Origin of the sequence: Streptomyces venezuelae ATCC 10712, assembly GCF_008639165.1 — a bacterium.
GTDB lineage: Bacteria > Actinomycetota > Actinomycetes > Streptomycetales > Streptomycetaceae > Streptomyces > Streptomyces venezuelae.
The window spans coordinates 6818395-6842124 of the sequence record NZ_CP029197.1; the positions used below are offsets into that span (position 1 = coordinate 6818395).

The 23730-nt window shown below is 74.7% G+C and carries 8 protein-coding genes and 2 pseudogenes; 9 read left to right on the forward strand and 1 reads right to left on the reverse strand.

The window, feature by feature from the left end; all coding sequences use genetic code 11:
• Positions 1-12 precede the first annotated feature (12 nt).
• The 8 genes and pseudogenes from sbnA to DEJ43_RS31375 all read left to right on the forward strand — a co-directional run bounded on the left by sbnA (position 13) and on the right by DEJ43_RS31375 (position 19732).
• Positions 13-1125 (forward strand): 2,3-diaminopropionate biosynthesis protein SbnA, encoded by a 1113-nt coding sequence (gene sbnA / locus DEJ43_RS37655; RefSeq protein ID WP_015037444.1) that lies wholly within the window; start codon positions 13-15, stop codon positions 1123-1125.
• Positions 1125-2384: pseudogene (locus DEJ43_RS38870) on the forward strand (condensation domain-containing protein); the annotation flags it as partial. The gene sbnA and the pseudogene DEJ43_RS38870, both read left to right, overlap by 1 nt.
• Before the next feature lie 183 nt (positions 2385-2567).
• Positions 2568-3977 (forward strand): annotated as a pseudogene (locus tag DEJ43_RS38875) (amino acid adenylation domain-containing protein); the annotation flags it as partial.
• A gap of 99 nt (positions 3978-4076) precedes the next feature.
• The gene (locus DEJ43_RS31355; protein WP_483027955.1) at positions 4077-16097 is read left to right on the forward strand and encodes a non-ribosomal peptide synthetase; all 12021 of its coding nucleotides are present in this window, start codon (positions 4077-4079) and stop codon (positions 16095-16097) included.
• Positions 16097-16921: an ABC transporter permease gene (locus DEJ43_RS31360; RefSeq protein ID WP_041663085.1), complete on the forward strand. Its 825-nt coding sequence runs from the start codon at positions 16097-16099 to the stop codon at positions 16919-16921. Before DEJ43_RS31355 ends, DEJ43_RS31360 begins: the two co-directional genes overlap by 1 nt.
• Before the next feature lie 261 nt (positions 16922-17182).
• Positions 17183-18547: a cytochrome P450 gene (locus DEJ43_RS31365; RefSeq protein ID WP_015037447.1), complete on the forward strand. Its 1365-nt coding sequence runs from the start codon at positions 17183-17185 to the stop codon at positions 18545-18547.
• A gap of 4 nt (positions 18548-18551) precedes the next feature.
• Positions 18552-18770 carry an MbtH family protein gene (locus tag DEJ43_RS31370; protein ID WP_015037448.1) on the forward strand — a complete coding sequence of 73 codons (219 nt, stop codon included), beginning with the start codon at positions 18552-18554 and terminating at the stop codon, positions 18768-18770.
• A 5-nt stretch (positions 18771-18775) separates the two neighbouring features.
• Positions 18776-19732 (forward strand): daunorubicin resistance protein DrrA family ABC transporter ATP-binding protein, encoded by a 957-nt coding sequence (locus tag DEJ43_RS31375; RefSeq protein ID WP_015037449.1) that lies wholly within the window; start codon positions 18776-18778, stop codon positions 19730-19732.
• A 76-nt stretch (positions 19733-19808) separates the two neighbouring features.
• Here DEJ43_RS31375 and DEJ43_RS31380 read toward each other — a convergent pair whose 3' ends face one another.
• Positions 19809-20528, reverse strand: a complete 720-nt coding sequence (locus tag DEJ43_RS31380; RefSeq protein ID WP_041663086.1) for a 4'-phosphopantetheinyl transferase family protein — start codon at positions 20526-20528, stop codon at positions 19809-19811.
• Positions 20529-20666: 138 nt separating this feature from the next.
• Here DEJ43_RS31380 and DEJ43_RS31385 point away from each other — a divergent pair, with 138 nt between their 5' ends.
• Complete coding sequence (locus DEJ43_RS31385; RefSeq protein WP_015037451.1) at positions 20667-23723, forward strand: AfsR/SARP family transcriptional regulator; 3057 nt, start codon at positions 20667-20669, stop codon at positions 23721-23723.
• The last annotated feature ends 7 nt before the right edge of the window (positions 23724-23730 follow it).

The window sequence follows — 23730 nt, forward strand, 5'->3', positions numbered from 1 at the left end:
GGGAGTAGACGCATGCCAGTCATCACGACGCCGCAGGAATTCGACGTCGACGACCTTTTCGTCGACGTCCGGCGGGTCACCGGATATCCCCTCTATCTGAAATGCGAGGGCTTCAACTTCGCGGGCTCGGTGAAACTCCGCGCCGCGAACGAGATGGTGGAGTCCGCCGAGCGCGCCGGGGCGCTCCGCCCCGGCATGACCATCGTCGAGAGCTCCTCCGGAAACCTCGGAGTGGCCCTCAGCCTGGTCGCCGTCAGCCGGGGCTACCGCTTCGTCTGCGTCACCGACTCCCGCTGCACCCAGGCGTCCCGCCGGCTCATGCAGCGGTTCGGCGCCGACGTACGGGTGGTCTCCCGGCCGCACCCGGAGCGGGGGCTGCTCGGCGCCCGCCTCGACCTGGTCCGCCGGCTGTGCGAGGAGCACGACGACTTCCACTGGCTCAACCAGTACGCCAACAACGGCAACTGGACGGCGCACTACCAGTCGACGGCCCCGCAGATCGCCAAGGCCTTCCCCGACCTGGACATCCTCTTCGTCGGCGCGGGCACCACCGGCACCCTGATGGGCTGCGCCCGCTACTTCCGCGAACACCACCCGGCGGTGACCATCGTCGCCGTCGACGCGGTCGGCTCCGTCAACTTCGGCGGCGAACCGTCCCCCCGGCTCATCCCCGGCCTCGGCACCAGCGTCAGGCCCGCCATCCTCGACGCCTCCGTCGTCGACGACGTCGTCATCGTCCCCGAACAGGACACCGTGCGCGCCTGCCGGGCGCTGCTGCGCGAGGGCTTCCTGCTCGGCGGCTCCACCGGCACCGTGCTCAGCGGCGCCGTCCGCTGGCTGCGCGAACACCGTCCCGACGGCGACCTGACGGCCGTCGCCATCGCCCCCGACCTCGGCGAGCGCTACCTGGACACCGTCTACGACGACGGCTGGGTGGACGAGTCCTTCGGCCCGGACGCCCTCACCGGCGAGCCCTTCACCCCACCGCCGGCCCCGGCCGGACCCGCCGGCGGGCCCACCCCCGCCGACCCCGGCAGCCGGCCCTCCCCGCCCCACCCGCAGCCCGCCCCGCACCACTCCGCCGATCCCGCCCGGGTCGGCCCGACCACCACTGGGAGCCTGTGATGACATCGACTCCGGGCGCCGGACCGGCGCTCACCGCGGGCCAGGTGGAGATCTGGCTCGACGCCCGGGACGCCGGACCCGCCAGCGCGTACAACTCGGCCGGCTACCTCGACATCCGCGGCCCGCTCGACACCGGCCGCTTCCGCACCGCCCTGCGCCGCCTCGTCGACGAGGCCCAGTGCCTGCGGGCCCGCTTCACCGACCACGACGGCGAGCCGCGCCAGAGCGTCGAACCGCTCCCCGAGCCGCCGCTCACCGAGGTCGACCTGCGGCACACCGACGACCCCGCGGCCGCCGCCCAGGACTGGATGCGGCGGGACCTCGCCGTCCCCCTGCGCATCGAGGACTTCCCGCTGATGCGGACCGCGCTCCTCACCGTCGCCCCCGACCGCACCCTGTTCTACCTGTGCGTGCACCACCTGCTGTGCGACGGCTTCAGCCAGACCGTGCTGTGGCACCGGCTCGCCGAGCTGTACGCGGCCGATCCCGCCGCCCCCGCCCCCGCCGGGGCGCTGCCGCCGCTGGGCGAACTGGCCGCCGCCGAGACCGCCTACCAGGCCTCCCGAGCGGCCCGCCGCGACGCCGAGTTCTGGCAGCGGCGCTTCCCCGAGCCGCCGGAACTCGCCACGCTCTCCCGCCGGGCCCCCACCGCCGGACTCCCCGACGGCTCCCTGCGCCGCTCCGTCGTGCTGCCCGAGGAGACGGCCCGCGCCCTGCGCGAGAGCGCCGGCCGCGCGGACGTCACCTGGCCCACCGTGGCCATGGCCGCCGTCGCCCTGTACACCCAGCGCACCTCCGGCACCGACGAGGTGCTGCTCACCCTGCCCGTCACCGCCCGCATGACCGCCCAGCAGCGGGCCGTGCCCGGCATGATGGCCAACTACCTGCCGCTGCGCGTCCCCGTGCGGCCCACCCTCACCAAGGCGGACCTGCTCCGGGCCACCTCCCGAGAGCTCGCCCAGGTGCTCCGGCACCAGCGGCACCGCGTCAGCGCCATCCGCCGCGGCATGGGGCTGCGCAGCGACGACCGCCGGCCCTTCGGCCCCTTCGTCAACCTGCTGCCGCAGCAGACCGGCCTCGACCTCGGGCCGTGCACGGCCGAGGTGCACAACCTGTCCACCGGACTCGTCGACGACGTCATGGTCACCCTCGTCGAGACCCCCGGCGGCGGAATCGAGATCCACCTCAACGGCAACCCCGACCGCTACACCGAGGCCGAGACCGAGCGGCACCTCGACCGGCTCGCCGCCTTCCTCGGACGGTTCGCCACCGCCGCCGGCGAGGAGCGCCTCGGCGGCCTCGACGCCCCCGGCGACCCGGCAGGCGCCACCGCCGACGGCCACGCCGACTGGCTGCGCACCGCCCTCGGCCCCGAGCGCCCCGCGGAGTTCGACAGCCTCGTCGAGCGGGTCCGCGAGCAGGCCGCCCGCCGCCCCGACGCGATCGCCGTCGAGGACGACGACGCTCGCGTCACGTACGCCTCCCTGGTCGGCCGCGCCTCCGCGCTGTCCCGCGCCCTGCCCGGCGGCGGACTCGTCGGCGTCCTCGTCACCCCCGGCGTCGGCTACGTGACCTCGGTGCTCGCCGTCATCGGCGCGGGCGCCGCCTACGTGCCGCTCGACCCGCACGCGCCCGTCGCCCGCACCGCCGCCCTGATCGCCGACCACGGCATCGACCGGCTGATCGCCGACGCCCCGCACCACGCCCTCGCCGAACAGGCCGCCGCAGCCGCCGGACGGCCCGTGCGGATCGTCACCCCCGACGACGCCGAGGACCCGCTGGCCGCCCTCGCGCCGCTCGCCGGGACCCCGCAGGACCTGGCGTACGTGATCTTCACCTCCGGCTCCACCGGGCAGCCCAAGGGCGCCATGGTGCACCGCGCCGGCATGGTCAACCACCTGCTCGCCAAGGTCGACGACCTGGCCCTCACCGAGCGCGACACGCTCGTGCAGAACGCCCCCGTCACCTTCGACATCTCCGTCTGGCAGATGCTCGCCCCGCTCGTCGTCGGCGGACGCGTCCGCGTCGTCGGCCGGGACACCGCCGCCGACCCGGACCTCCTCTTCGCGCTCACCGCCGAGGACGGCGTCACCGTCCTGGAGGTCGTGCCCTCCCTGCTGCGCGCCGCCCTCGACGCCTGGGACCTCACCGGCACCGGCGTCGACCTGCCGGGCCTGCGCCACCTCATGGTCACCGGCGAGGCGCTGCCCGCCGACCTGTGCCACCGCTGGCTGGCCCGCCACCCCGGAACCCCGCTCGTCAACGCCTACGGGCCCACCGAGTGCTCCGACGACGTCACCCACGCCCACATCCGGCGGGCCCCCGCGGCCGACGGGCCCGTCCCCATCGGCGTCCCCGTCCGCAACACCCGCCTGTACGTGCTCGGCGACGACCTGCGGCCGCTGCCCGACGGCACCCCCGGCGAGCTGTACGTCGCGGGCACCGGCGTCGGCCGCGGCTACCTCGGCGACCCGGCCCGCACGGCCGGCACCTTCGTCCCCGACCCGTACGGCGCCGCCGGCTCCCGCATGTACCGCACCGGCGACCGCGTCCGCCGCGACGACGACGGCGCACTCGTCTTCCTGGAGCGCCGCGACCACCAGGTGAAGATCCGCGGCCACCGCATCGAACTCGGCGAGATCGAGACCGCCCTGCGCCGCCACCCCGACCTCGCCGACGCCGTCGTCACCGTCGTCGACGACGCCTCCGGCGGCAAGCACCTGGTCGCCCACTGCGTCCCCCGCGAGCACACCCGCCCCGACACCGGCGCGCTCCGCGGCCACCTCGCGGCGACCCTGCCCGCGTACATGGTGCCGCAGCACCTCCTCGTCCTCGACGCGCTCCCGCTGACCGCGCACGGCAAGGTCGACCGCAAGGCCCTGCCGAGGCCGGCCACCGGCCGGGCGAGCGCCGCACAGGACCCCGCCACGCCCCGCTCCCGGGGCGAGGAGATCCTCTGCGCCGTCTTCACCGAGGTCCTCGGCGTCCCCGCCGGCGCCGACGACAACTTCTTCGAACTCGGCGGCGACAGCATCACCGCCATCCAGGCCGTCAGCCACGCCCGCAAGGCGGGCCTGGCCGTCACCCCGCTGCTGATCCGCAAGCACGGCACCCCGCGCGCCGTCGCCGCCGCCACCCCGGCCGACGGGCCCGCCCGCCCGGCCGCCGGCGGCCACGACGACACCGGCGAGATCGAACTCGCTCCGATCGCGCACCAGTTGCGCGAGGACCTGGCCTCCCTCGACGAACGCTCCCGCGAGTACAGCCAGTTCGTCGTCCTGCGCACCCCCGCGGACCTCGGCCCCGACGTCCTCGCCTCCGCCGTCGACGCACTCCTCGACCGGCACGCCGCCCTGCGCACCCGGCTCACCGTCCCCGTCGAAGGACTCTGGTCCCTCGAAGCCCTCCCGCCGGGCGCGGTGACCGCCGCCGACGTCGTCCACCACGTCGACGTGTCGCACCTCGCCGACGACCCCCGCGCGCTGGCCGACGCCGTCCGCGAACAGACCGGCCTCGCCCGCGCCCGGCTCTCCCCGGACACCGGCCGGGTGACCCAGCTCGTCCTGCTCGACCGGGGCCCCGGCCGCACCGGCCGGCTGCTCTGGCTCACCCACCACCTGTGCGTGGACGGCGTCTCCTGGCGCGTCCTCACCGGCGACCTCGCCGCCGCCGTCGCAGGCGACAGCCCGGACCCGGTCCCCACCCCGTACCGCGCCTGGACGAAACTCCTCGGCGCGCATGCCCGTACCACCGACCGGGTCTCCGAATTCCCCCTGTGGAACGAGCAGTTCGGCAGCGGCGCCGCCCCGCTCGGCGACCGCGTCCTCGACCCGCTCCGCGACGTCTACGGCACCGCGCGCCGGCTGCGCCTCGAACTGGACTCCGAGACGACCGCCGCCGTCCTCGCCGGCGTCCGCGGCATCGAGGACGGCGAGATCAACGACCTGCTGCTCACCGCCCTCGGCATGGCCGTCGCCGACTGGCGCCGCCGCAACGGCCGAGGCGACTGCGACGGCACCACCGTCGAACTGGAGGGCCACGGCCGCGAGCAGTTCACCGACGAGGTCGACCTGTCCCGCACCGTCGGCTGGTTCACCAGCGTCTACCCCGTCCTCCTCGGCCCCGGCCCGCTCGTGGACTGGGACGACCTGTGGGCCGGCGGCGACACCGCGGGCACCGCCCTCCAGGACACCCGCGGCCGGCTGCGCCGCCTGCCCGACCACGGCCTCGGCTACGGCCTGCTGCGCCACCTCAACCCGCAGACCCTCGCCTCGCTCGCCCGCCACGGCGTCCCCGAGATCGGCTTCAACTACCTCGGCCGCTTCCAGACCGAAGCCCCCAGCGGAGACTGGTCGCTGGTGACCGAGGACGCCGTCATCGGCACCGGGGTCCACCCCCGCATGCCGCTGCGGCACGTCCTCGCCGTCACCCCGGTGACCGAGGACCGCGCCGACGGGCCCTACCTGGTCGCGGACTGGATCTGGGCCGCCGACCTCTTCCCCGACGCCGACGCCGAGGACATCGCCCGCACCTGGTTCCGCGCCCTCAAGGCCCTCGCCGGGCACACCGCGCGGGCCGCCGAGCGCGGCCCCCGCGACGAGACCCTGCCGCTCTCCCCGCTCCAGCAGGGCCTGCTCATCCAGGCCGAACTGGAACGGCACGGCACCGACAGCTACCTCCTCCAGACCGTCCTCGACATCGAGGGCCCCTTCGACACCGACGCCTTCCGCGCCGCCGCCGACGCCCTCCTCGCACGCCACCCCGGACTGCGCGTCTCCTTCCCCGAGGCCGCCCCGGACGAGCAGCGCGTCCAGTCCGTCGCCGGCCGGGTCACCGCCCCCTGGACGGACGTCGACCTCACCGGCACCGCGTCCGAGGCCGCACGCGAGGCCGAGACCGCCCGCATCACCGAGGCCGACTGGGAACGCGGCTTCGACCTGACGGCCGCGCCGCTGCTCCGCTTCACCGCGATCCGGCTGCCTGGCGGACGCGTCCGGCTGCTGTGGACCCTGCACCACCTCCTCGCCGACGGCTGGTCCATGGGCATCCTCGCCCGCGAACTCTTCACCCTCTACGCGGCCGGCGGCGACGCCTCAGCCCTGCCCCCGGCACCCTCCTACCGCGACTACTTCGGCTGGCTCGCCGCCCAGGACACCGAGGCCGCCAAGGCCGCCTGGCGGACCGCGCTCGCCGGGGTCACCGAACCCACCGTCCTGTCCACCGGCGAACACGCCGAGAGCACCCGGCCGCCCGAGTCCCTCGTCCACGAACTCCCCGAGGACCTGACCGCCGACCTCACCGCCTTCGCCCGCGCCCGCAACGTCACCCTGAACACGGTCCTCCAGGCCTGCTGGGCCGTCGTCCTCGGCCGCCGCACCGGCCGCGGCGACCTCGTCTTCGGCACCGTCAGCTCGGCCCGGCCGCCCGAGCTCCCCGGCGTCGAGGGCATGGTCGGCCTCTTCCTCAACATGCTGCCGCAGCGGGTCACCCTCGACCCGGCGGAGCCCTTCACCGACCTCGTCCAGCGCCTCTACGCCCAGCAGACCGACCTCCTGGAGCACCAGCACATCGGCCTGGGCGAAGTGCAGCGGCTCGCCGGCGCCGGCGACCTCTTCGACACCGTCTTCAGCTTCCAGAACCAGCCGCGCGCCGACCTGGACGAGCTGAACGCCCTCGTGCCCGCGCTGCGCCTGGGCAACGGCACCACCCGGCTCGCCGCCGAACGCGGCCTCGCCGTCCTCGTCCACCCCGGCCCCCGGCTCACCCTCACCCTCCAGTACCGGCCCGCCGCCCACCAGCGGACCGCCGTCGAGGAGACCCTCCGGCAGCTCGTCGAGGTCGTCGGCACCGTGGTGACCCGCCCCGCGACCCCCGTGGGACGGCTCACCCTCGACGACACCGCCGAGCACCGGCGGCTCGTCAGGGAATGGGGCGGCCGGGCCGACGACACCGCCCGGCCCGTCATCCCCGCCCTCTTCCAGTCCCGCGTCGCCGAGAACCCGCGGGCCGTCGCCATCGTCTCGGGCGCCACCGAGGTCACGTACGAGGAGCTCGACCGGCGCGCCAACCGGCTCGCCCGGCTGCTCCTCGCCCGCGGCGCGGGACCCGAGCGGACCGTCGCCCTCGCCCTCTCCGACCCGGTCGACATGACCGCCGCCCTCCTCGCCGTCCTCAAGGCGGGCGCCGCCTACCTGCCCATCGACCCCAAGTACCCCGCCGACCGCATCGCCTACATGCTCTCCGACAGCGGCCCGGCCACCCTCGTCACCACCACGGAACTCGCCGGGCGGCTGCCCGACGCCGAATGCGCCGTCCTCCTCCTCGACGAGGAGCGGACCACCGCCGAACTCGCCGCCCTGCCCGACCACGCACCCGAGGACGGCGACCGCCCCCAGCCCCTGGACCCCCGCCACCCCGCGTACGTCATCTACACCTCCGGCTCCACCGGCCGGCCCAAGGGCGTCACCGTCGACCACGCCGGATTCGCCGCCATGGTGGCCAGCCTCGTCGAGAAGTTCGGCGTCGACCACCGGGCCCGCGTCCTCAAGTTCGCCTCGTTCAGCTTCGACGCCTCCGTGTGGGAGCTCAGCCTCTCCCTGCTCGCCGGCGGCACCCTCGTCGTCGCCGACGAGGACTGCCGGGTCCCCGGCAAGCCCCTCGTCGACCTGCTGCAGCGGCACCGGGTCAACCTCGCGGGACTGCCGCCCGTCGTCGTCGGCGCCCTGCCGGAGGGCTCCCGGCTGCCCGAGGACCTCACCCTGATCGTCGCAGGCGAGGCCTGCCCGCCGCACGTCGTGGAACGCTGGGCCGGACAGGTCCGCATGTTCAACGGCTACGGACCCACCGAGGCCGTGCTCGCCTCCACCGTCAGCGACCCGCTGCGCGGCGCCGGCCACCCGCCCATCGGCCGCCCGACCGGCGCCCACCGCGTCTACGTCCTCGACGAGGCGCTGCGCCCGGTCCCGGCCGGAGCCGTCGGCGAGCTGTACGTCGGCGGCAACCTCGCCCGCGGCTACCAGCACCGGCCCGACCTGACCGCGAAGCGCTTCGTGGCCGACCCGTACGGTCCCGCCGGCGCCCGCATGTACCGCACCGGCGACCTCGCGAACTGGCGCCCCGACGGACAGCTCCACTACGTCGGCCGCGCCGACGACCAGGTGCAGCTGCGCGGCTTCCGGGTCGAACTCGGCGAGATCGAGACCGAACTCGCCGCCCGGCCGGAGGTCCGCCAGGCCGCCGCCGTCGTGCGGAGCGCCGACGGCCAGGAGGACCGGCTCGTCGCCTACGTGGTCCCCGCGACCCCCGGCGGCGCCGACGCCGCCGTCCTGCGCGAGGCCCTCGCCGCCGTCCTGCCCGAGTACATGGTGCCCGCGGCGATCGTCAGCCTTGATGAACTCCCGCTCACCCCGCAGGGCAAGCTGGACCGCAAGGCACTGCCCGACCCCGAGGAGACCCGCACCCGGCGCGGCCGCGCGCCCCGCACCCCGGTCGAGGAGATCCTCTGCGGGATCTTCGCCGAGCTGCTCCAGATCTCCGACGTCGGCATCGACGACGACTTCTTCGAGCTGGGCGGCCACTCCCTGCTCGCCACCCGGGTGGTCAGCAGGGCCCGGACCGCGCTCGACGTCGAGATGCCGATCCGTACCCTCTTCGAGGCCCGCACCGTGGCCGGAGTCGTCGCCCGCCTCGGCACCGGCGACACCGTCCGGCCCGCGCTGCGCCGCACCCCCCGTGAGGACCCGGCCGGCCACCTCCCGCTCTCCTTCACCCAGACCCGGCTGTGGTTCCTCAACCGGCTCGACCCCGAGTCGGCCGCCTACAACGTGTCCTTCGCCGTGCGCCTGTCGGGCGCGGTGGACGTGCCCGCGCTCGACGCGGCCCTCGCCGACGTGGTGGGGCGGCACGAGAGCCTGCGGACGGTGTTCCCCGAGGTCGACGGCGAGCCCCGGCAGGTCGTCCTGGACGCGGCCGACGTCTGGTCCGGTCTTGAGGTGACGGACCTGGACGCCGCCGGCGCGGCGTCGCTCTCGGCGGCCCGCGCGGCGCGCGGCTTCGACCTCACGACCGAGATCCCGGTCCGCGCCCACCTGTACCGCACCGCCCCCGGCGAGCAGCTCCTCCAGCTCGTCGTCCACCACATCGCCTGGGACGGCTGGTCCGTCGCCCCCCTGGTCCGCGACCTGTCGCGGGCCTACGCGGCGCGCCACTCCGGCGGGGCGCCGGAGTGGTCGGTGCTGCCGGTGCAGTACGCCGACTTCGCCGTCTGGCAGCGGGAGCTGCTGGGCGACGAGACCGACGCGTCGAGCGCGGTCGCCCGCCAGCTGGACTTCTGGCGCGAGCGTCTGGCCGGCATGCCGGAGGAACTGGAGCTGCCCTTCGACCGGGCCCGGCCCGCCGTCATGTCCCACCGGGGCGGGACGGTTCCGTTCCGCCTGGACGCCGACGCGCACGCCGCGCTGGTGCGGCTCGCGCGTGAGTCGGGCGCCTCCGTGTTCATGGTCCTGCAGGCCGCTCTCGCCGCGCTGTTGTCGCGGCTCGGGGCGGGGGAGGACGTGCCGATCGGTTCGCCGGTCGCCGGCCGCCTGGACGACGCCCTGGACGAGCTCGTGGGCTGCTTCATGAACACGCTGGTGCTCCGGACCGACGTGTCAGGCGACCCGACCTTCCGGCAGCTCCTCGACCGCGCCCGCGAGACCTCCCTGTCCGCGTTCGCCCACCAGGACGTGCCCTTCGAGCGGCTCGTCGAAGTCCTCGACCCGGTGCGGTCCATGGGCCGCAACCCGCTCTTCCAGGTCATGCTGGTGCTCCAGAACAACGAGCAGGCGCACCTCGAACTCCCCGGCGTGCGCGCCGCGTTCGAGCCGCCGTCCGTCGACTCGGTCAAGTTCGACCTGAACTTCTTCGTCGTCGAGCAGCAGCACGCCGACGGCACCGCCGACGGGCTCGACGGCTTCCTGGAGTTCAGCGCCGACGTCTTCGACGAGTCGACCGCGGCCTCCGTCGCCGCCCGGTTCGTCCGGCTCCTCCACCAGGTCGCCGGCGACCCCGACCTCCCGGTCGGCGGCATCGAGGTCCTCGCCGCGTCCGAGCGCGAGCGCATCCTCACCGACTGGAGCGGCACCACCGGCGGCAACCCCGACACCACCGTCGCCGCCCTCTTCGAGGACCAGGCCGCGCGATCCCCCGAAGCGGTCGCCGTCGTCTGCGACGGTACGGAGCTGTCGTACACCGAACTGAACGCGCGGGCCAACCGGTTGGCCCGGCAGCTGATCGAGCGGGGGGCCGGCCCCGAGCGCCTGGTGGCGCTGGGGCTGCCGAGGACCGAGCAGATGGTCGTCGCGCTCCTCGCCGTCCTCAAGTCCGGCGCCGCCTACCTCCCCCTCGACCTCGCCTACCCGGCGGACCGGATCGCGCTCATGCTCGACGACGCCCGGCCCGCGCTCCTGCTGACCGACGGCCCGACCGCCGCGACGCTGCCGCCGACGGAGCTGCCGACGCTGCTGCTTGACGACCCCGCCACCACGGCCGCCCGGGCGGACCTGCCCACGACCGACGTGACCGACGAGGAGCGGCCGGCCCCGGCGGGGCCGTACCGTCCCGCCTTCGTCATCTACACCTCCGGCTCGACCGGCCGGCCCAAGGGCGTCACCGGTCTCCACCGGGCCCTGGTCAACCGGCTGACCTGGTTCGCGGAGGAGTTCCCCGAGCAGCGCACGGCCGCCGTCCTCGCCAAGTCGCCGGTCAGCGTCATCGACGGCATCACCGAGCTCCTCGCCCCGCTGCTGTCCGGCGGGTCGACGGTCCTGGTCGACGCCCACACCGCCCGCAGCGTCCCCGATCTCGCGGACGCGGTGGTCCGGCACGGCATCGCCCGGCTGACCGTCGTGCCCAGCCTCCTGAACGCCTTCATCGACAGCGGCGAACTGCCGCGCATGGCCGGCTGCGCGGTCTGGATCTGCAGCGGCGAGCAGCTGCCCGCCGCCACCGTGGACCGCTTCCGCGCCGCCCTGCCCTCGGCCCGCCTGGTGAACTTCTACGGCGCCTCCGAGGTCGGCGCGGTCGCCACCCACGGCGCCCGGGACGAGGTGAACCTCGGCCCGGCCACCCTGATCGGGCGTCCGATCCGGAACACGGGCGTGTACGTGCTGGACGCCGGGCTGCGACCCGTTCCGGCCGGTGTCGCCGGTGAGCTGTACCTCTCGGGCGCGGGACTGGCCCGGGGGTACGTGGACCGGGCCGGCCTGACGGCCTCGCGGTTCGTGGCCTGCCCCTTCGGCACCGACGGCGGCCGGATGTACCGCACGGGTGACGTGGTGCGCTGGTCCGCGGACGGCCGGCTGGTGTTCCTCGGCCGGGCCGACGACCAGGTGAAGGTACGCGGCTTCCGCGTGGAGCCCGGCGAGGTCGAGGAGGTCCTCCTTGGACACCCGTCGGTGGCCCGCACGGTCGTCGTCGCACGTGCCGACGGTCCCGGTGCCGGCGTCCTGGTCGGCTACGTCGTCCCGACGCCCGGGGTGTCGCTCGACACGGCCGCGGTCCGCGCCTTCGTGGCCCGGTCCCTGCCCGAGTACATGGTGCCGATCGTCGTGGCGCTCGACGAGCTGCCGCTGACCCCCAGCGGCAAGGTCGACCGCAAGGCCCTGCCCGCCCCCGACCTGGGCGCGGTCGTCTCCTCGCGGACGCCCCGCGACCCGGTCGAGGAGGTGCTGTGCGCCCTGTACGCGCAGGTCCTCGGCCTCGAACGGGTCGGCATCGACGACAGCTTCTTCGACCTCGGCGGCCACTCCCTCCTCGCCACCCGCCTCGTCAGCCGGGCCCGCTCCGCGCTCTCCACGGCCCTCTCCATCCGGGACGTGTTCGAGGCGCCCACCGTGGCCGCGCTCGCCGACCGGGCCCGCACCGGCGAGCGGGACAGGCCCCCGCTCGCCGCCGTCCCGCGCACCGGCGCCCTGCCGACCTCCTCGGCACAGCGCCGCCTGTGGTTCCTCAACCGGCTCGAAGGCCCCGAGTCCGCCGCGTACAACATGCGCTTCGCGGTCCGGCTCTCGGGCGCCCTGGACGTGCCGGCGCTCGACGCGGCCCTCGCCGACGTGGTGGGGCGGCACGAGAGCCTGCGGACGGTGTTCCCGGAGGTCGACGGCGAGCCCCGCCAGGTCGTCCTGGACGCGGCCGAGGTGTGGCCGGGTCTGGTCGTGCGGGACACCAGGGACGCCAGGGACGCAAGGGACACGGACGCCGGGGACGCGGTGTCGGTCCCGGCGGGTCGCGGTTTCGACCTGACGACCGAGATCCCGCTCCGCGCCCACCTGTTCCGCACGGCCGACGACGAGCACCTGCTGCTGCTCGTCGTCCACCACATCGCGGCCGACGGCTGGTCCGTGGCCCCGCTCGCCCGTGACGTGTCGCGCGCCTACGCGGCCCGGTGCGGGGGAGCGGCCCCGGAGTGGTCGGTGCTGCCCGTGCAGTACGCCGACTTCGCCGTCTGGCAGCGGGAGTTGCTGGGCGACGAGGCGGACCCGTCGAGCGCGGTCGCCCGTCAGCTGGACTTCTGGCGGCAGCGCTTGGCCGGCATGCCCGAGGAACTGGCGCTGCCGTTCGACCGGCCGCGTCCGGTGGTGATGTCGCACCGGGGCGGGACGGTTCCGTTCACGCTGGACGCCGGCGCGCACGCCGCGCTGGTCCGGTTGGCGCGCGAGTCGGGCGGCTCGGTGTTCATGGTCCTGCAGGCCGCTCTCGCCGCGCTGTTGTCGCGGCTCGGGGCGGGGGAGGACGTGCCGATCGGTTCGCCCGTGGCGGGCCGTCTGGACGAGGCCCTGGACGAGCTCGTGGGCTGCTTCATGAACACGCTGGTGCTCCGGACCGACGTGTCCGGGGACCCGACCTTCCGCCAGCTCCTCGACCGCGCCCGCGAGACCGCGCTCGGCGCGTTCGAGCACCAGGACGTGCCCTTCGAGCGGCTCGTCGAAGTCCTCGACCCGGTGCGGTCCATGGGCCGCAACCCGCTCTTCCAGGTCATGCTCTCCCTGCAGAACAACGAGCACGCCGACCTCGAACTCCCCGGCCTGACCGTCACCCAGGAACCCGTCGGCGCCGACACCGCCAAGTTCGACCTGTCCCTCACCCTCATGGAGCGGCAGGACGCCCAGGGCGCCCCCGGCGGCCTCGAAGGCTTCCTGGAGTTCAGCGCCGACGTCTTCGAGGAGTCGACGGCGGCCTCGGTCGCCGCCCGGCTCGCCCGCCTCCTCCAGCAGGTCGCCGGCGACCCCGACGTCCCCGTCAGCGGCATCGAACTGCTCACCGCGGACGAGCGCCACCGCATCCTCACCGAGTGGAACGACACCGCGCAGCCCCAGTCGCCGGTCACGCTCCCCGAGGCCTTCCAGCGGCAGGCCGCCCGGTCCCCGGAAGCGGTCGCGGTCGTCTCCGGCGGTACGGAGCTGTCGTACGCCGAACTGAACGCGCGGGCCAACCGGCTGGCCCGGGAGCTGATCGAGCGGGGGGCAGGTCCCGAGCGCCTGGTGGCGCTGGGGCTGCCGAGGACCGAGCAGATGGTCGTCGCGCTCCTCGCCGTCCTCAAGTCCGGCGCCGCCTACCTGCCCGTCGACCCCGCGCACCCCGCCGAGCGGATCGAACTGGTCCTCGGCGACGCCCGCCCGGCCCTCCTGGTGACCGACACGGCGACCGCGGGCCGGCTCCCCGACACGGGAGTGCCCCGGCTCGTCCTCGACGATCCCGGGACCGTCGCCGCCGTCGCCGCGCGCGACGCCGCCGACATCGGCGACGCCGAACGGGCCGCCCCGCTCCACCCGGAGCACAAGGCGTACGTGCTGTACACCTCCGGCTCCACGGGCCGGCCCAAGGGCGTGGCCATCGAGCACCGGAACCTGATGAACTTCCTGCTCTCCATGGCCGAGCGGTTCCCGATGGACGCCGGTGACCGGCTGCTCGCCGTCACCACCTGGTCCTTCGACATCGCGGGCCTCGAGGTGTACGTACCGCTGCTCTCGGGTGCCGGCGTCGTCGTCGGCGAGGACGGCCTCGTCCTCGACCCCGAGGCCCTCACCGCGCTGGTCCGGCGGGCCGGGGTCACGGTCATGCAGGCCACCCCCGCGCTCTGGCAGGAACTGGTGACCCGCGAGCCCGAGGCCGTCCGCGGCCTGCGGGTCCTCGTCGGCGGCGAGGCCGTGCCGCCGGCGCTCGCCGAGGCGCTGACCGCGCACGCCGCCGAGGTGACCAACCTCTACGGCCCGACCGAGACCACCATCTGGTCCACCGCCGTCCAGCTCGTCGCGGACGAGCCGGTGACCCTCGGGCGTCCGATCCGGAACACGGGTGTGTACGTGCTGGACGCCGGGCTGCGCCCGGTTCCGGCGGGTGTCGCCGGTGAGCTGTACCTCTCGGGCGCGGGCGTGGCCCGGGGGTACGTGGGCCGGGCGGGTCTGACGGCCTCGCGGTTCGTGGCGTGCCCCTTCGGCACCGACGGCGGCCGGATGTACCGCACGGGTGACGTGGTGCGCTGGTCCGCGGACGGCAGGCTGGTGTTCCTCGGCCGGGCCGACGACCAGGTGAAGGTGCGCGGCTTCCGCGTGGAGCCCGGCGAGGTCGAGGAGGTCCTCCTGGGACACCCGTCGGTGGCACGAGCGGTCGTCGTCGCACGTGCCGACGGGCCGGGGTCCGGCGTTCTCGTCGGCTACGTCGTCCCGGCGCCCGGTGAGTCCGTCGACACGGCCGCGGTCCGCGCCTTCGTGGCCCGCGCGCTCCCCGAGTACATGGTGCCGGTGCTGGTGGTCCTCGACACCCTGCCGCTGAACCCGAGCGGCAAGGTCGACCGCAAGGCCCTGCCCGCCCCCGACCTGGGCGCCGCGGTGTCCTCGCGGATGCCCCGCGACCCGGTCGAGGAGTCGCTGTGCGCGCTGTTCGCGCAGGTCCTCGGTCTGGAACGGGTCGGGGTCGACGACAGTTTCTTCGACCTCGGCGGCCACTCCCTCCTCGCCGTCCGGCTCGTCAGCCGGGCGCAGGCCGCCGGACTGCGGCTCAGCGTCGCCGACGTGGTCCTGCACCGCACCGTCGCCGCGCTCGCCACCCGGGCCGAGAAGACCGGACCGGACCAGGAGAACCTGCTCGACCCGTTCTCCATCGTGCTCCCCGTCCGGCCGGGCGGAGACGCGCCGCCCGTCTTCCTCGTGCACAGCGGGCTCGGCTTCAGCCTCCCGTACGTCGGACTCGCCCGGTACCTCGACCGGCGCCACCCCCTGTACGGCCTCCAGTCACCGGCCGTCGGCGGCGCCGCCCCGGCCCCGGACGACATCCGGGCCGTGGCCGCCGAGTACATCGGGCACATCCGGCGGATCAGCCCGCACGGCCCGTACCGCCTCCTCGGCTGGTCGTACGGCGGCGTGCTCGCCCACGAGATCGCCGTACAGCTGCAGCAGGCCGGCGAGGAGGTCGACTTCCTCGCCAACCTCGACGGCTACCTCGGCAGCACCGGCCGCGAGGACACGGACGACGAGCAGGAGCTGCTGCTCAGGGCCCTGGAGTCGCTCGGTCACAGCCGGGCCGCCTTCGCCGACCAGCCGCTCACCCCGGCCGGCCTCCTCGACGTCCTGCGGCGGGAGAACCACCCGCTGGCCGAGCTCGGCGAGCGGGGCATCCCGAGGCTCCTGCGCCTCTCCCGCACCCACGGGGAGCTGATGGAGCGGTTCACCGCCGGCCGGTTCACCGGCGACATGCACCTCTTCACCGCCACCCGGGAGTGGACGGCGGACCGACTCGACGACCAGACCCGACGATGGGAGCCCCACGTGGACGGACACCTCCGGATCCATCCGGTCGACTGCGGCCACGAGTACCTCATGCACCCCGGCCCGCAGGCCGTCGTCGGCCGTGCCGTCGACGCCGCGCTGGCCCGGCTCGACGCGGCGCGCGACGGGGCGTCCGGCGGCGACGAGGGCACCCGGGGCGGTGACCGGTGATGGCGACGACCCTCGTCCCGCCGCGCAGGCCCGCGCCGCCCGTCGCGCTGGCCGTGGAGTCCCTCGCGGTCGCGGGCCGGCGACTCAACCGGCTGCGCCAGGCCCCCGGCCGGCTCATCGGCATCATCATGAACCCGCTCGTCTCGATGATCGTGCTCGGCTACCTCTTCCAGGGGTCCCTGTCGGTCACCGGCGGCTCCGACTACCAGACGTACATGTTCGCCGGCGTGGCCGCCCAGGTCGGGCTCGCCGGCATCGGCCCCACCGCCGTGGCCGTCGCCGCCGACCTCCGCGGCGGGCTCGTGGACCGGTTCCGCAGCCTGCCGATCGCCCGGCCGTCGGTCCTGCTCGGCCACACCCTCGGCGACCTCGCCGTCGGGCTCATCGGGCTCGCCGTCGTCACGGCCCTCGGCGTGCTCTTCGGCTGGCGGCCCGAGCGCGGCCCGCTCGCCGTGTTCGCCGGCTTCGCGCTGCTCGCCGTGTTCATGTACGCCATGCTCTGGGTCGGCGTCCTGCTGGGCCTGTTCTCCCGCAACATGGAGACCATCAACGTGGTCGCGGGGCTCGTCACCGTCCTGCTCTCCTTCCTGTCCAACGCCTTCCAGTCCGTCGACCGGCTGCCGTCCTGGCTGCGTCCGATCGCCGACTGGAACCCGGTGAGCGCCGTCGTCACCCGGACCCGCGAGCTGTGGGGCAACCCCACGGCCACCGGCGGGAGTTTCCCGGGCGAGCACGCGTCCCTAGCCGTCGCGATCTCGCTGAGCGCCGTCTTCGTCGTCACCGTGCTGCTCAGCCTGCGCCGCTTCCGCACAGCGGCCTCGTGAGACCGGGGCCGCGGCGCCGGCCGGCGCCGCGGCCCCCGCTCCACCGCAAGTCCGCAAGACCGCACGTCCGCTCCACACCGCACCACACGTCCACCGGACCGCTCACCGCACGACACGACCACACCCGCCCCACGACCCCGCTCCACCGCACGACAGCAACCCGCCCCACCGACCGGAACAACCCTCCACCCATCTGCCCACCTTCGCCGTGCGCCGCGGTCCACGTCCCCTCTCCGCCGTGTTCCGAAGGGAGCACCCGCCATGCGACCCATCGCACCGCAGCCCACCGACGCCGAGTCCGACAGACCGCCGGCCCCCGGCCCTCACGGACCGCAGGCCCCGCACCCCGACAGCGTCGACCTCACCGATCCGCTCACCTTCACCCGCCCCGAACTCCGCGCGATGTGGGCCCGGTTCCGCGCCGAGAGCCCGGTCCACCGGCACCGCGCCACCCCGGGCGCGCCCCCGTTCTGGGTGCTGTCCCGGCACGCCGACGTCGTCGCCGTCTACCGGGACGACAAACGCTTCACCTCCGAACGCGGCAACGTCCTCGCCACCCTGCTCCAGGGCGAGGACTCGGCGTCCGGGAAGATGCTCGCCGTCACCGACGGGCCCCGCCACCGCGAGATCCGCAACCTCATGCTCAAGTCCTTCTCCCCCCGGGTCCTCGCCCCGGTCGTGGAGGGCGTGAACCGCCGTACCGTCGCGCTCCTCGACGAGGCCCTGGAGCGCGGCGCGTTCGACTTCGTCGTCGACCTTGCGGACCACATCCCGATCAACACCATCGGCGACCTCATGGGCGTCCCGGTCGCGGACCGCGAGCAGCTCGTCCACTGGAACACCATGACCCTCTCCCGTACGAGCGCGGAGCACGGGGCGGAGGAGGAGTGGCTCGCGCGCAACGAGATCCTCCTGTACTTCTCCGAGCTCGCCGCCAAGCGCCGCCGGGACCCCGGCGAGGACGTCATCAGCGCCCTGGCCACCGGCACCGTCGACGGACGGCCGCTGACCGAGGACGAGATCGTCTTCAACTGCTACAGCCTCATCCTCGGCGGCGACGAGTCCAGCCGGATGTCCTCCGTCGGCGCCGTGATCGCCCTGGCCGAACACCCCGACCAGTGGAAGGCGTTGAAGGAGGGCCTCGTCGACACCGCCACCGCCACGGAGGAGGTGCTGCGCTGGACGACCCCGGCCATGCACTTCGGCCGGCGCGCGCTCACCGACGTCGAGATCCGCGGCCGCACGATCGCCTCGGGCGACGTGGTCACGCTGTGGAACAGCTCGGCCAACTTCGACGAGGAGGTCTTCGCCGACCCGGAGCGCTTCGACCTGGCCCGTACGCCCAACAAACACGTGGCGTTCGGCCACGGGCCGCACTTCTGCATCGGCGCGTTCCTCGGCCGCACCCACGTCGAGGCGATGCTCCGCGCCCTCCGGGACAAGGCCGGACACCTCGAACTCCTCGGCAGACCGCGGCTGCTCCACTCGAACTTCGTGTACGGGTACACCAGCCTCCCGGTCCGCATCGACCGCCCCGCCGCGTCCGGCACCAGCGGCATCAGCCCGGTGTCAGCGCCCCCTGCCACAGTCGACCGGACCCGCGAGTCCGCGACAGATGGGAAGTGACCACATGCCGAACCCCTTCGACGACCAGAACGGCACGTTCCTCGTCCTGGTGAACGACGAGGAGCAGTACAGCCTCTGGCCCGCCTTCGCGCGGACCCCGGACGGCTGGACCGTGGCCCTCGGCGAGAGCAGCCACGACGCGGCCCTCGCGTACGTCGAGGAGCACTGGACGGACATGCGCCCGCGCAGCCTGCGCGAGCGGGCCGCCGACCCGGTCGGCTGAGCCCGGTGGGGACGGCAGAGGTGGAGACGGCCATCCGGGCCGAGGGCCTGCGGAAGCGGTACCGGGACGTCGAGGCGCTCTCCGGCATCGACCTCCAGGTACGCTCCGGCACGGTCCTCGGCCTGCTCGGACCCAACGGGGCGGGCAAGACGACCACCGTGCAGGTGCTCACGACCCTCGTGGCACCGGACGGCGGACACGCGGAGGTGGCCGGCTTCGACGTCGCCCGGCAGCCGCACGAGGTACGCCGGCGCATCGGCCTCGCGGGCCAGTACGCGGCCGTCGACGAGGTCCTCACCGGGCACCAGAACCTGGTGCTGCTCGGCCGGCTGCTGCACCTCGGCCGCCGGACCGCGCGGCGGCGCGCGGACGAGCTCCTGGAGCGCTTCGGCCTCACGGCCGTCGCGCACCGGCCGGCCCGTACCTACTCCGGCGGCATGCGCAGGCGCCTCGACCTCGCGAGCTGCCTGATCACCTCGCCCCCCGTGCTGTTCCTCGACGAGCCGACCACCGGTCTCGACCCGGTCAGCCGGATGGCGTTGTGGGAGCTGGTGCGCGAGCTGGTGGCCAACGGTGTGACCCTGCTCCTGACGACGCAGTACCTGGAGGAGGCGGACTTCCTCGCCGACCAGATCGCGGTCGTGGACTCCGGCCGGGTGATCGCCGACGGCACCCCCGACGCCCTCAAGCGGAAGGTGGGCCGGGAGTGGCTCGACGTGACGGTGCCGGCGCCGTCGGACGTGCCCGCGGTCCTCGCGGCCCTCGGGCCCGCCCTCACCACGGTGCCGTCGGTGGACGCGGAGAAGGGCACGGTCGCCGTCCAGCTGGACGACGGCCTCGGCAGCGTCGCCGACGTCGCGATCGCGCTGCGGGACGCGGGAGTCGAGGTCAGCGACTTCACCGTCCGCAGGCCGACCCTGGACGATGTGTTCGCGCATCTGACGGGCAAGCCCGCGGAATGACCCCGGCCCCTCCGGGCCCCGACGGCGACGCATCCATCCCCCGCGCGTCGTCCCGCCGCGGGCCCGGAGGTGCCGGTCAGCGCCCCGGCGGCGGACCGTCCGTCCGCCGCCGCAGGGCGATCGCCGTCACGACGAGACCGTCACGGCAGAGCCAGCGGCCTTCGAGCAGCTTCAGATGCGCCCCGTCAGGCCCGCCGGCGGGGATCAGCACGTCGGCGGAGAAGGTGCCGGAGGCGTACGGTCCCGGGGCCGAGGTGCCCGCCCCCGCGTCGATGCGGACGTCGGCCTCCCCGAAGTCCAGCTCACGCCCCGTCAGCGGGTACCAGACCTTGAACACCGCCTCCTTGGCGCTGAACAGCAGCCGGTCCCAGCACACGTCAGGGGCGGCCGCGCCCAGGGCGCGGAGCCGGTCCCGCTCCTGAGGCAGCGAGACGTACTCCAGGACGTCCTCGGGCAGCGGGGAGTTCGGCTCGGCGTCGATGCCGAGCCCCCGGTAGTCGGAGACCCGGCCGACGACGGCCGCCCGGTACCCCGCGCAGTGCGTCATGCTCCCCACCAGACCTTCGGGCCAGCGCGGCGCCCCCCGCCGCCCCGAGAGCAGCGCCACCGAGGGGACGCCCAGCGCGCCCATCGCGAGCCGGGCGCACATGCGGACGCTCGCGTACTCCTGCCGCCGCTTCGGCACGGCGCGCGCGACGGCCGCGGCCTCCTCCGGGAACAGGGCGCGCACGGCCGCCGCGGAGTCGACCCGGGTGTGCGCGGCGCTCGCGGGCGCGGGTATCAGCTCCTCGATCACGCCGCGATTGTGCCACCGCCGCACGGTCGCGCAGGCGCCCCGGCGAACTGTGGGCCGCACATAAGGCCACGCCGGGAGGGGACCGGCGCGGATAGAGTGATCACGCTGTCCTGCCCGGTCAGCGACGGGGGGAGAACGATGGGCGAGCGACTCGGTTTCGGCATACTCGGGCCCCTGGCGGTCACCGCGGGGGAGCGGACCGTGCAGGTACGCGGTGCGCGCCAGCGCACGGTGCTCGCCCTGCTGCTCCTGAGCCCCGGCCGGATCGTGCCGGTCGACACCCTCGTGGAGGAGGTGTGGGGCGGCAGCCCCCCGGCCACCGCCCGCACCCAGGTCGCCATCGTCGTCGCCGCCCTGCGGAAGGCGCTCAAGGGCGAGTCCCCCAGGGGCACGGGCGAGACGGCGCCCGAGGACGTCATCGTCACCGCGCACCCCGGCTATCTGCTGCGCGCCGAGGGCCACGCCCTGGACACCGCCACCTTCACCGAGCTGCTCGCCGACGCCGAGGCGGCCGTCCGCGAGCGGCGCCCCGAGGAGGCGGAGCGCCGCTACGCCCAGGCGCTCGCCCTGTGGCGCGGGCCCGCGCTCGCCGGGGTCGCCGGACGGCTCGTGGAGGAGGAGGCGGCCCGCTGGGAGGAGAGCCGCGTCCACGCCCGCGAGGCCCTGACCGCGGTCCGGCTCGACCTGGGCCGGCACAGGTCGCTGCTGCCCGAACTGGCCGCCGCCGTCCAGGAACACCCCCTGCGCGAGCGTGCCTGGTACCACCTCGTCCTGGCCCAGTACCGGTCCGGGCGGCGGGCCGAGGCGCTGGAGAGCTACCGCGCCGCGCGCCGCCGCTTCGTCGACGAGCTGGGCATGGACCCCGGCCCGGAGCTGCGCGGCCTGCACGACGCGATCCTGAAGGACGACCCGGCTCTCGCCGTCGACGCCGCGGGTCCGGCCACCAGGCGCCCCGGCGGCGCCGCCGAGGCCGTGTCCCCGGCCGCGTCCCCGCGCCGGCGAGCGCGCCTCGTCCCGTCCGAACTCCCCTCGGACGTGCCGGGGTTCTCCGGCCGTGACGACGAACTCGCCTGCCTGGACAGCCTGCTGGAAGAGCGGACCGGGACCCGGAGCGCACCCACGGTAGGACTGATCACGGGGGTCGCCGGGGTCGGCAAGACCGGACTGGCCGTCCGCTGGGCCCACCGCGTGGCCGAACGCTTCCCGGACGGGCGGCTTTTCGTCGACCTGCGGGGGTACGACGAACAGCACGCGCCGACCGACGCCGACGACGTCCTCGGCCGCTTCCTGCGCGCGCTCGGGGTGCCGAGCGACGACGTGCCGAGCGGTCTGGAGGAGCGGACCGCCCTCTACCGCAGCGTGCTCGCCGAGCGCCGCGTCCTGCTGGTCCTCGACAACGCCCGTACGTACGCGCAGATCGAACCCCTCCTGCCGGGCAGCGGCGGCTCCACCGTCCTGGTCACCAGCCGCGAGCAGCTGGAGCGGCTGGTCACCTGGCCCCCGGCCGCCCGCATCCACCTGGGGCTCCTCCCCGAGGACCGCTCCGTCGAACTCCTCGGACACATCGCCGGCGAGGACCGGGTCCGCGCCGCGCCAGAGGACTCGGCCCGTCTCGTGGAGCTGTGCGACCGGCTGCCGCTCGCCGTGCGGATCGCCGCCGCCCGGCTGGCGTCCAAACCCCACTGGTCGGTACGGCACATGGTGACCCGGCTCAGTGACGAGCAGCGCCGCCTCGACGAACTCAGCCAGGGCGACTCCCAGGTGCGGGCCGGCTTCGGCCTGAGCTACCGCCACCTCGACCGGAACGCCGCCCGGCTCTTCCGCCGCCTCGGACTGCTCGGCGTGCCCGACTACACGGCCTGGGTCGGGGCGGCCCTGCTCGACGTGGCGCCGCCGGAGGCCGAACGCCTCATGGAGCACCTCGTCGACGCCCAGTTCCTCCAGGTCGCGGGCGTCGACGGCACCGGGCAGCTGCGCTACCGGCCGCACGACCTGATGCGGCTGTACGCGGCCGAACGAGCCCGCGCCGAGGAGTCCGATGAGGACCGGCGGGCGGCCTGCGACCGCGTCTTCCGCGCGTTTCTGACGATCGCCGAGGAGGCGTCCCGGCGCGAGTACGGATCGGCCCGGGACATCGTGTGCGGCGACACGCCCCGCAGGGCGCTCGATCCCGGGTTCGTCGAGGAGCTGCTCGCGGACCCGATGCGCTGGTTCGAGGCCGAGCGGCTCTCGCTGATCGCCGTGGTGGAGCAGGCGGCGGGAGCGGGAGCGGACGAGACCGCCTGGGAGCTGGTCATGTACATGGAGGTGCTCTTCGAGTCGCGCAACTACATGGCGGACTGGGTCCGTTGCGGCGAGACCGCGCTGGAGGCGGCGCGGCGCGCGGGCAACGTGCGCGGCATGGCGGCGATGGAGCAGCAGCTGGGCGTGGTCGACATGCGGCAGCGCAGGTTCGACGCGTGCGCCGCCCGCCAGGAGACGGCCCTCGCGCTGTACACCGAGGCGGGGGTCCCGCACGGCCGCGCGCAGGCCCTGAGCATCCTCGCGCTCGTCGACCGGTTCCGGGGGGACTACGAGAAGGGACTCGAACGGCTGCGGGAGGCCATCGCGCTCTACCGGGAGTCGAAGGGGCGCTGCTGCGAGGCACACGCCCTCCAGAGCATGGCCCAGACCTACCTCGACCTGGGGAAGCCGCAGGAGGCCCTGGAGCTCAGCCGGGAGGCTCTGAGCCTCCACCAGGAGTCGACGGGCAACCAGCGAGGCCTCGCCCAGGCCCATCACCGCATGGGCCGCGTCCACCTGGCCCTGGGTCAACTGCCGGAGGCCGAGAGCCAGTTCCTCCGGACCGCGACACTCGTCAGGCAGAAGTCGGACTTCGTCGGTCTCTCCTACGCCCTCCTGGGACTCGCGGAGACCCGCGAGCGGGCCGGACACGACACCGCGGCGGAGCGCACGTTCCTGGAGGCCCTGGACGTGGCCCGGGGCAGCTGGAGCCCGATGATCGAAGGCCAGATCCTGCTCGCCCTCGGCCGGGCACGCGGCGGATGGGGACGCCCCGAGGAGGGCGAGGACCTGCTCGCCGAGGCGCTCACCCTCTTCCGGGAGATCGGCGCCCCGCCCTGGGAGGAGCGCGCCGCCGACGCGCTCCGGACGCTGCGCGCGGGCGGCTCCGGGCCCGCCGGAGCTCCCGTATAGGGCCGGT

What these genes read in the sequence shown, in the direction of transcription:
- DEJ43_RS31360 (WP_041663085.1), top strand. Translation starts at nt 16,097, where the DNA reads ATGGCGACGACCCTCGTCCCGCCGCGCAGGCCCGCGCCGCCCGTCGCG.
- DEJ43_RS31385 (WP_015037451.1), top strand. Translation starts at nt 20,667, where the DNA reads ATGGGCGAGCGACTCGGTTTCGGCATACTCGGGCCCCTGGCGGTCACC.
- DEJ43_RS31365 (WP_015037447.1), top strand. Translation starts at nt 17,183, where the DNA reads ATGCGACCCATCGCACCGCAGCCCACCGACGCCGAGTCCGACAGACCG.
- DEJ43_RS31370 (WP_015037448.1), top strand. Translation starts at nt 18,552, where the DNA reads ATGCCGAACCCCTTCGACGACCAGAACGGCACGTTCCTCGTCCTGGTG.
- sbnA (WP_015037444.1), top strand. Translation starts at nt 13, where the DNA reads ATGCCAGTCATCACGACGCCGCAGGAATTCGACGTCGACGACCTTTTC.